Origin of the sequence: Allosphingosinicella sp. (assembly GCF_036387215.1) — a bacterium.
Lineage (GTDB): Bacteria > Pseudomonadota > Alphaproteobacteria > Sphingomonadales > Sphingomonadaceae > Allosphingosinicella.
Map to the genome: position 1 here is coordinate 1 of NZ_DASVUE010000167.1, position 8,747 is coordinate 8,747.

At 66.2% G+C, this 8,747-nt stretch carries 10 protein-coding genes; 7 read left to right on the forward strand and 3 right to left on the reverse strand.

Annotated features, from left to right (window positions below):
- The first annotated feature begins 55 nt into the window (after positions 1-55).
- Entirely contained in the window at positions 56-766 is a 711-nt protein-coding gene (locus VF662_RS06915) for a TerC family protein (protein WP_464139257.1), read from the forward strand.
- 4 nt (positions 767-770) lie between these two features.
- On the opposite strand, the gene VF662_RS06920 is transcribed toward VF662_RS06915, so the two are convergent.
- The 3 genes from VF662_RS06920 to VF662_RS06930 are packed head-to-tail and all read right to left on the reverse strand — an operon-like array spanning position 771 to position 2,888.
- Positions 771-1,751 carry a quinone oxidoreductase family protein gene (locus tag VF662_RS06920; RefSeq protein WP_464139239.1) on the reverse strand — a complete coding sequence of 327 codons (981 nt, stop codon included), beginning with the start codon at positions 1,749-1,751 and terminating at the stop codon, positions 771-773.
- Positions 1,744-2,190: a hypothetical protein gene (locus VF662_RS06925; RefSeq protein WP_464139241.1), complete on the reverse strand. Its 447-nt coding sequence runs from the start codon at positions 2,188-2,190 to the stop codon at positions 1,744-1,746. Before VF662_RS06925 ends, VF662_RS06920 begins: the two co-directional genes overlap by 8 nt.
- A 5-nt stretch (positions 2,191-2,195) precedes the next feature.
- Entirely contained in the window at positions 2,196-2,888 is a 693-nt protein-coding gene (locus VF662_RS06930) for a dienelactone hydrolase family protein (protein ID WP_464139245.1), read from the reverse strand.
- A 78-nt stretch (positions 2,889-2,966) separates the two neighbouring features.
- On the opposite strand from VF662_RS06930, the gene VF662_RS06935 reads away from it, so the two are divergent.
- From VF662_RS06935 to VF662_RS06960, 6 genes are all read left to right on the forward strand, one after another.
- Positions 2,967-3,206, forward strand: coding sequence for a DUF6489 family protein (locus VF662_RS06935; RefSeq protein WP_464139247.1), 240 nt, complete (start codon positions 2,967-2,969; stop codon positions 3,204-3,206).
- The gene (gene mnmE / locus VF662_RS06940) at positions 3,203-4,501 is read left to right on the forward strand and encodes a tRNA uridine-5-carboxymethylaminomethyl(34) synthesis GTPase MnmE (protein ID WP_464139249.1); all 1,299 of its coding nucleotides are present in this window, start codon (positions 3,203-3,205) and stop codon (positions 4,499-4,501) included. Before VF662_RS06935 ends, mnmE begins: the two co-directional genes overlap by 4 nt.
- A 61-nt stretch (positions 4,502-4,562) precedes the next feature.
- Entirely contained in the window at positions 4,563-6,413 is a 1,851-nt protein-coding gene (gene mnmG / locus VF662_RS06945; RefSeq protein ID WP_464139259.1) for a tRNA uridine-5-carboxymethylaminomethyl(34) synthesis enzyme MnmG, read from the forward strand.
- Complete coding sequence (gene rsmG, locus VF662_RS06950; protein WP_464139251.1) at positions 6,413-7,045, forward strand: 16S rRNA (guanine(527)-N(7))-methyltransferase RsmG; 633 nt, start codon at positions 6,413-6,415, stop codon at positions 7,043-7,045. Before mnmG ends, rsmG begins: the two co-directional genes overlap by 1 nt.
- A complete protein-coding gene (locus VF662_RS06955; protein WP_464139253.1) occupies positions 7,042-7,821 on the forward strand; it encodes a ParA family protein in 780 nt (259 codons plus the stop codon). Before rsmG ends, VF662_RS06955 begins: the two co-directional genes overlap by 4 nt.
- The gene (locus VF662_RS06960; protein ID WP_464139255.1) at positions 7,818-8,705 is read left to right on the forward strand and encodes a ParB/RepB/Spo0J family partition protein; all 888 of its coding nucleotides are present in this window, start codon (positions 7,818-7,820) and stop codon (positions 8,703-8,705) included. Before VF662_RS06955 ends, VF662_RS06960 begins: the two co-directional genes overlap by 4 nt.
- Positions 8,706-8,747: the final 42 nt, after the last annotated feature.

The following is an 8,747-nucleotide window of genomic DNA, read 5'->3' on the forward strand; positions in this document are numbered from 1 at the left end:
GAACCAGTAAGCAGCCGGCGGCGTTCGAGGGGGCATGATGCTGATCGATTTCCTGATGAACGTCTCCGCGGCCGCTTCGGGCGGCGCCGGTGGGCTCGGCGGCATCTGGGACGCGATCGTCACCGATTTCGCCAAGCTCGGGGAGCCGGCGGCCTGGGTCGTGTTCGGCCAGGTGCTGATGATCGACATCATGCTTGCCGGCGACAATGCGATCATCGTCGGGGCGCTCGCGGCGGGCCTGCCGGCCGATCAGCGCCGCAAGGTCATCATGATCGGCATCCTTGCCGCTCTGGTGCTCCGGATCATCTTCGCCCTTCTGGTCACCCAGCTGATGCAGATCGTCGGCCTCATCTTCGCGGGCGGGATCCTGCTCCTTTGGGTGTCCTGGAAGATGTACCGCGAGCTTCGCCACAGCGGCGAATCGCACGGATCGCCCGAGATCGAGGGCGACGAGCATGCCGGCCTCCGCCCGGCGAAGAGCTTCGCCGGCGCCGCTTGGGCGGTCGCGGTCGCGGACGTTTCGATGAGCCTCGACAACGTGTTGGCCGTCGCGGGCGCCGCCCGGGAGCATCCGGGCATCCTCGTCATCGGCCTGCTGCTCTCCGTGGCGTTGATGGGGATCGCCGCCAACATCCTCGCCAAATATATCGAGCGCTATCGCTGGATCGCCTGGGTCGGGCTCGTCATCATCCTCTGGGTCGCCGGCAAGATGATCTACGACGGCTTCATCGATCCGAAGGTTGGGCTCACCACCCTCTTCGCCTGACCTTTCAGGGGATCAGGATCGTCGATCCCGTGGTCTTCCGATCCTCGAGCGCCCGGTGCGCGTCGGCGGCTTTGATGAGCGGGTAGCGGGCGCCGATCTTCACCTCGACTGACCCCGACTGGATCATCTCGAACAGCCGCGCGGCCGACGCCCGCATTTCCTCGGCCGTCGCGATATAGTCGAAGAGGGTCGGCCGGGTGACGAAGATCGAGCCGGTCCTGAGCAGGTCCAGCGCCGTGAACGGCGGTACCGGCCCGGAGGCGTTGCCGAACGTGACGAGCAGGCCGCGCCGGGTGATCGAGCCGAGCGAAGCCTCCCAGCTTGCAGCACCCACGCCGTCAAGCACTACCGATGCGCCCTTGCCCGAAGTGATCGCCCTCACCTCCCCCGCAAGCTCTTCCATCGGGCAGCAGAGCGCATGATCCGCGCCTAAGGCTTTCACGATCTCGGCCTTCCTGCTGTTTCCGGCATGGCCGATCACGGTGGCGCCGAGCGCCTTCAGCCATTGCACCAGGATCGATCCGACGCCGCCCGCGGCCGCGTGGACGAGCACCGTCTCCCCCGCCTCCACCCGGGCGCAGCGTTCGATCAGGAACTCGGCCGTGCAGCCCTTGAGCAGGATGGCGGCGGCGTCTTCGGAGCCGATCTCGTCCGGAAGCTTCACCACCCGGTCCGCGGGGATCGCCCGGTGAGTCGCATAGGAGCCGAGCGGCCCCGAGAAATATCCGACCCGGTTCCCCTCCCGCAGCCCCTCCACGCCCGCTCCGACCGCCTCGACCACTCCCGCCGCCTCGTTCCCGATCCCCGACGGCAAGGGCAGCGGGTAGAGCCCGGAGCGGTGATAGGTATCGATGAAGTTGACTCCCACCGCCTCATGCCGGATCACCACTTCGCCCTCGCCGGGCCGCGGTGGATCGATCATCTCCGCCGCGAGCACCTCCGGGCCGCCAGTCTCGCGAAGGCAGAAGCGGAATGGGTCAACCATCGAACCTTCCTCCTGAAAGCGCCGGCCACGCCCACCATGTGCCAACCGCATAGGCGATTCCGTAGACGAGAACGATTAATGAGCTCCAGATCGTGAAGGCCGAGACCTCGCCCCCGTGGAGCGCAAGCGCTGGGATCAGCACCAGTCCGCGCAGCAGGTAAACCGCGCTGATCAGCACCAGCGCCGTTCGCATCAGCGGGAGCCGACGGATCAAGCCGCCGCCTGCGAACGCATAGGCGGACCAGACCGCCAGCACCGCGGCGATCGAGACCGCGAAGACTGTCGGGCTGGCCGACCCTCGCTCCGCCATTCGCGCCATCCGCTCGCCCGCACCGAAGAACCGGTACCAGTCGGGTCCGCCAGCTATGATTGCCAGGTGCAGCAAGGCGGCGGCGGCGCTGAGGAGACCGCCCGTCACGAGCCAGCGGTTGTTCTTCATACGCGCTAGCCGAGATGCCGCGCGAAAAATTCCTCGGTCCTTCGGTCCGCCAGCTGCGCTGCTTGCGCGCTTCGGCGGTTGCCCATTTCGGCGGCAAAGCCGTGATCTTCGCCGGGATAGTCGTGCAAGACGACTTGTGGATGATCGTCCAGCCCCTCGTGCATGGCCCGCTGGATGTCGGGGGTGACGAAATGATCGGCGCCGGCGATGTGCAGCATCAGCGGCTTCGCAATCCGCTCCTTCTCGCCAAGCAGGCTGTTGACGCCGACTGCGTAATAGCCGACGCTCGCATCCACATCGGTTCGTGCTGACGTCATGAAGGCGAGCCGCCCGCCGAGGCAGAAGCCGACGCAGCCGACTTTCCCGCTTCCGCTCAGACGCTTACGCGCTTCGCGAATCGTAGCGTCGATGTCGCGCACGCCCTGATCCTGGTCAAATCTGCCCATCAGCTCCAGCGCCTGCTGAAACTCCTCCGGCACGTCCGGGTCGAGCTCCACGGCCGGCTGCAGGCGCCAGAACAGGTCCGGCGCGATCGCCAGATATCCCTTCTCCGCCCATCCGTCGCACTTGCGGCGGATGCCTTCGTTCACCCCGAAGATTTCCTGGATCACGACGATCGCGGCGCGGGGCACACCCTCCGGCTCCGCGAGATAGGCCGGAAAGCTGCCGTCGCCTTCGAGGGTGCCGATCTCGATCATTCGGGTCTCCTTGCTTGAGCCGTGGCGACCATAGCCATAAAGCAGCCCCATCCCGCAACCGCCTCAAAGGGTGAAGCCATGAAAGTCACCGTCGATTTCGATTGTACGCCCGAGGAGGCGCGCCGCTTCATGGGGCTCCCGGATCTGACGCCCGTCCATCAGGCCTATATCGAGCGGATGCAGAAGGCGGCGTCGGAGGGCCTTACGCCCGAATATTTCACCGAAATAATGAAGACCTGGGGGCCGATGAGCGAGGGCACCATGAACATGTGGCGGACCATGTTCGATCAGATGAGCGGCGGCGGTAAGAAGAAGTGAGGCCGGAGGGGCGCGACACCATCTACGCGCTCTCGTCCGGAAGCCCTCCCGCAGCGGTTGCGATTGTCCGGATCAGCGGGCCTGAGGCTGCGGACGCGGTTCGCGCTCTCGCCGGACGCATGCCGGAGCCGCGGGTGGCGACCCTCGCATTCCTTCGGCACCCGGTTGCGGGAGAGGTGATCGACCAGGCGCTCGTCCTGTTTTTCCCAGCGCCGAAGAGTGCGACAGGCGACGATGTCGCGGAGCTTCACCTTCACGGCGGCCGCTCGATCGTCGCCGGCGTACTGGCGGCGCTCGGGGAGGTACCCGGCCTCCGGGAGGCGCAAGCCGGCGAGTTCACGCGCCGCGCGTTCGAGAACGGCCGGATCGACCTCACCGAGGCGGAGGGCCTCGCCGACCTCTTAATGGCGGAAACGGATTCGCAGCGGCGGGCTGCGCTCGCGCTCGCCGGCGGCGCTCTGAGCAGGACGGTGGCAAAGTGGCAGGAGGAGCTGCTTGCCGTCAGCGGGCAGCTGGAGGCGGTCCTGGATTTTTCCGACGAGGGCGATGTCGGGGAGGAGCCGTCGCTCGCCGAATCGGCCGCATTGGAAAAGCTGATCCTGGAGATGGAGGCGGCGCTGCAACGGCCCTCCTCGGAGCGGCTGCGCGACGGGCTTCGAGTTGTCATCGCGGGTCCGCCGAACACTGGGAAATCCAGCCTTCTCAACTGGTTAGCGGGTAGACGCGCCGCGATCACCTCAGCCGTCGCAGGAACGACTCGCGATGTTGTCGAAGCTCCGACAGCGATCGGGGGATCGCCTTTCCTCCTGATCGACACCGCCGGGCTGCGGGAGAGCCTGGACGAAGTGGAGGCGATCGGGATCCAGCGAGCACAGGCGAACCTCGAGGCTGCAGACCTGATCCTGTGGCTGGGGGATCCCGGCGCGTGCCCCGACCCTGATCGGGCCATCATTGTTCGATCGATGGCCGACCTCCACCCTAGCCCGCCTGAGCCTAACGTCGACATCAGCGTCTCGGCTGAAACCGGACAAGGGATGAGCGAGCTGGTGGCGCTCCTGATCGCCCGCAGCCGTGCGCTGCTTCCGCAGGAAGGCGAAGTGGCGATCAACGCGCGCCACCGCCGTGCCATCGGGAACTGTCTCGATCATCTTCACGAGGCGCAGTCGTCCCGCGACGTCATTATTGCTTCCGAGGCGCTCCGCCTCGCCCGCGCTGAACTCGACCGGGTCACCGGCCAGGCCGGGGTGGAGGATATGCTGGACTCTTTGTTCGGTAGCTTCTGCATCGGGAAGTGATTGTTCCACGTGGAACATCAACTCGGCCATGACACGGAACGGCCGCTCGGCTAAGCGGCGGCTGATGCGACGCTTCGATGTCATTGTGGTCGGCGGGGGCCATGCGGGCTGCGAGGCTGCAGCCGCGGCTGGGCGCATGGGAGCCTCAGTCGCGCTGGTGAGCTTCAGCCGCGATGCAATTGGGGCGATGTCCTGCAACCCGGCGATCGGCGGCCTCGGCAAGGGGCATCTGGTGCGGGAGGTCGATGCCTTTGACGGGATCATCGCGCGCGCTGCCGATCATGCCGCCATCCACTATCGAATGCTGAACGCAAGCAAAGGAGCCGCTGTGCGCGGCCCACGTGTCCAGGCTGATCGGCGTCGGTTCAAGCAGGCCGTTCACGACATGCTGGGAGCAGAGCCGACGCTGGAGATCGTGGCGGGCGAGGTGACGGCCCTGAAGCTGTGCGGCCGCCGCGTCGGAGGCATAAGGCTAGCCGACGTTGGTGAGCTGGAAGCGGCCGCAGTCATCCTCGCGACGGGGACGTTCCTCGGCGGCAAGCTTCACTTCGGAATGACGAGCTGCGCAGGTGGCCGCGTCGGGGAGCGAGCCGCGGCGGAACTTGCGCACCAGCTCCGCTTGCTCGAGCTTCCGCTGGCGCGCCTCAAGACGGGTACGCCGCCGAGGCTCGACGGCCGAACGATCGACTGGGCCTCGCTCGAGCGGCAGCCGAGCGACGACGGGACCTGGACGATGTCGTCAATGAGCGGCGGACGCGTTGCGCCCCAGCTCTTCTGCGCGATCACCCGGACTAACAGCCGCACCCACGACATCATCCGGGCTTCGCTGGACCGGTCGCCGTTGTTCGCCGGCGAGATCAGCGGGGTGGGACCACGCTACTGCCCCTCTATCGAGGACAAAGTCCATCGCTTCGGCGATCGCGACGGACATCAGATTTTCCTCGAACCTGAGGGGCTGGACGATCCGGCGATCTATCCGAACGGAATCTCCACGTCGCTACCGGCGGACGTGCAGCTGGCGATGGTCCGCACGATGCCAGGGCTTGAGCAGGTAGAGATCCTGCAGCCCGGCTATGCAGTCGAATACGACCACGTCGATCCACGCATTCTCGAGCCGACACTGGCGGTGCGCGATGTGGAGGGACTTTACCTCGCCGGCCAGATCAACGGCACCACCGGCTACGAAGAAGCGGCCGCTCAAGGCCTGGTGGCGGGGGTGAACGCCGCCGCTTGCGTGGCGGGACGCGCTCCGATCATCTTCGACCGGAGCGAGAGCTATATTGGGGTGATGATCGACGACCTTACGCTGCAGGGCGTGACTGAGCCCTACCGGATGCTGACTGCGCGCGCCGAATATCGCCTGCGGCTTCGCGCCGACAATGCGGAGGCGAGACTGACGCCGCAGGCGATTGAGGCAGGATGCAGCTCGCAGGAGCGGCGGGCGCATTTCGACGGCTCACGAGCCGAACGGAAGAGGATCGAGGCAATTCTCGCTGCCGAGTTCAGCGGTGCCGAGATGAACGGCGCCGGTGTGGCGGTGCGGGACGATGGCGTGCGGCGGAGCTTAGGTGCGTGGCTGCGCTTCCCTGAGGTGGACCGGGAGGAGCTTCTGCTGCTGGCGCCCGAGCTTGCCGCTTGCCGCCTCCCCGAGCTGGAGGAGGCGATCCAGGATCACCGCTACGCCCCCTACCTCGCCAGGCAGCAACGCGAGGTGGAGCGGCTGAAGGCGGATGAGGCCGTGCTGCTTTCGCCGGATCTGGATTACACCGCCATTGCAGGCCTTTCTAACGAGATGGTGAGTCGTCTGGAGCTGGCGCGCCCCGGCACGCTAGGGGCTGCGTCCCGGATCAGGGGGATCACTCCGGCGGCTTTGGCCGCGCTTCTCGTACACGCGCGGCGTCGGGCGGCCTGATGGACGAGGAGGCGGCTCGGTCCTGGCTTGATGTTCCACGTGAAACACTGGACCAGCTGGAGGTCTTCATCGGGCTCCTTCGAGCCGAAAACGATCGCCAAAACCTAGTATCACGCGCCTCCCTCGACCAGGTGTGGAGCCGGCACATCGTCGATTCTGCACAGCTGCTTGTTTTTGACGCTGCGCCGGAACGAGAGTGGCTGGATCTCGGCACCGGTGCCGGCTTCCCCGGGATGGTGATCGCCCTGCTCAGGCCCGGACCGGTGACGCTGATCGAGTCGCGGAAGCTGCGGGTTGAGTTCCTGACGCGCGTGCGGCACGCTCTCGCACTCCAGGATCGCGTCGAGATCATGTGCGCCAACGTGCAGGCGGTAGCGCCGCAGCCATTCGCGATGATCAGCGCCCGCGCCTTCGCTCCTTTGGGCCGATTATTAGAGCTTTCCGAACGCTTTGCCGCACCTGAGACTCGCTGGGTCCTGCCAAAGGGCAAAAATGCGAAGTCTGAACTGGAAGCGGTGGAATCGCTGTGGCAGGGTGTGTTTCGGCTGGAACCGAGCCTCACCGACCCTGATGCGCAGATCATCGTCGCCGAGCAGGTCCGCCGCAGGGGAAAGGGTAGAAAGCGCCGATGATCCGGATCGCAGTGGCCAACCAGAAGGGCGGAGTCGGCAAGACCACGACCGCGATCAACCTCGCCACCGCACTGGCGGCGACGGGCCTACGCGTGCTGCTGATCGATCTGGATCCGCAGGGTAATGCCTCCACGGGCCTGGGGGTGGTGCACGGGGACCGGCAACGCTCCAGCTATGAGCTGCTCAACGGCAGCTGCAGCCTGTCCGAAGCGGTGATCCCGACGCGCGTGCCGCGGCTGGACCTGATCGCCGCCACCGTCGACCTTTCGGGAGCCGAGATCGAGCTGGTCGAGCTGGAGGATCGGACGCATCGGCTGAACGACGTGCTCGAGAAGGAGGGCGCGCGCTGGGACGTCTGCCTTATCGATTGCCCGCCCTCGCTCGGGCTTCTGACCGTCAACGCATTGGTCGCTTCCCAATCGGTGCTTGTGCCGCTCCAAGCAGAATTCTTTGCTTTAGAAGGGCTTAGCCAGCTTCTCCAGACCGTCGAACGGGTTCGGGCGCGATTCAATCCGCAGCTTTCGATCCTTGGCGTGGCGCTGACGATGTTCGATCGGCGCAACAACCTTTCAACGCAAGTCGCCGAGGATGTCCGCGCCTGCCTCGGGAAGGTGGTGTTCGACACCGTTATCCCGCGCAACGTGCGGCTTTCGGAAGCGCCCAGCCATGGCGTGCCGGGCCTGATCTACGACCACCGCTGCTCCGGATCCGAGGCCTATATGGCGCTCGCCCGGGAATTGATCGACCGAATGCCGAAGGAAGCCGAAGCCGCATGAGCGAATCCACCCTCCGCAAGCGGCCCTCGGGCCTCGGCCGCGGCCTTTCCTCTCTGCTCGGCGAAGTCGCGCACGAAGCGCCGGTGAGCGGCGATTCCGGCCGCTCGGGCGTGCAGATGCTCGCGGTTGCGAGCATCGAGCCGCACCCGGGCCAGCCGCGGCGGCATTTCGACGAAGAGGCGCTGTCGGAGCTGGCCGCCTCGATCGGCTCGCGCGGACTCATCCAGCCGATCGTCGTGCGGCCGCATGGGGAGCGTTACCAGATCGTCGCCGGCGAGCGCCGCTGGCGTGCAGCGCAGAAGGCGCACCTGCACGAAGTGCCTGTACTCATTCGGGAATTCAGCGAAAACGAGACGCTGGAAGTGGCGCTGGTGGAGAATATCCAGCGGCAGGACCTGAATGCGATCGAAGAAGCCGAAGCCTATCAGCGCCTGATCGCGGAATATGGCCATACGCAGGAAGCGCTCGGCAAGCTGGTTCACAAGTCGCGCAGTCACGTCGCCAATCTGCTGCGGCTCCTGGATCTTCCGGAGCGAGTGCGCGGCATGGTAGCGACGGGCGAGGTCAGCATGGGCCATGCCCGGGCGCTGCTCGGGGCGGACGATCCCGAAACAATGGCCCAGGAGGTCGTGCAGCGCGGCCTGTCGGTGCGGGAGACGGAGAAGCTGGTCAACGCCGGGCGTCCGAAGTCACAGCGGGCCGGCCGAATGGAATATAAAGGCGCCAGCGCAGACATAGAGGCGCTCGAGCGGCAGCTCGGCGACATCCTGGGCCTCCAGGTCAAGATCACGCACCGGCCGGATGGCGGCAGCGTGGCGCTCGGCTACTCGACGCTCGATCAGCTCGACATGATCTGCCAGCGCCTCAGCGGCGAGCGCATCTAAGCCTCAGCGGAGCCGCGCCGCCTGCCGGCAGATCGCGAACAG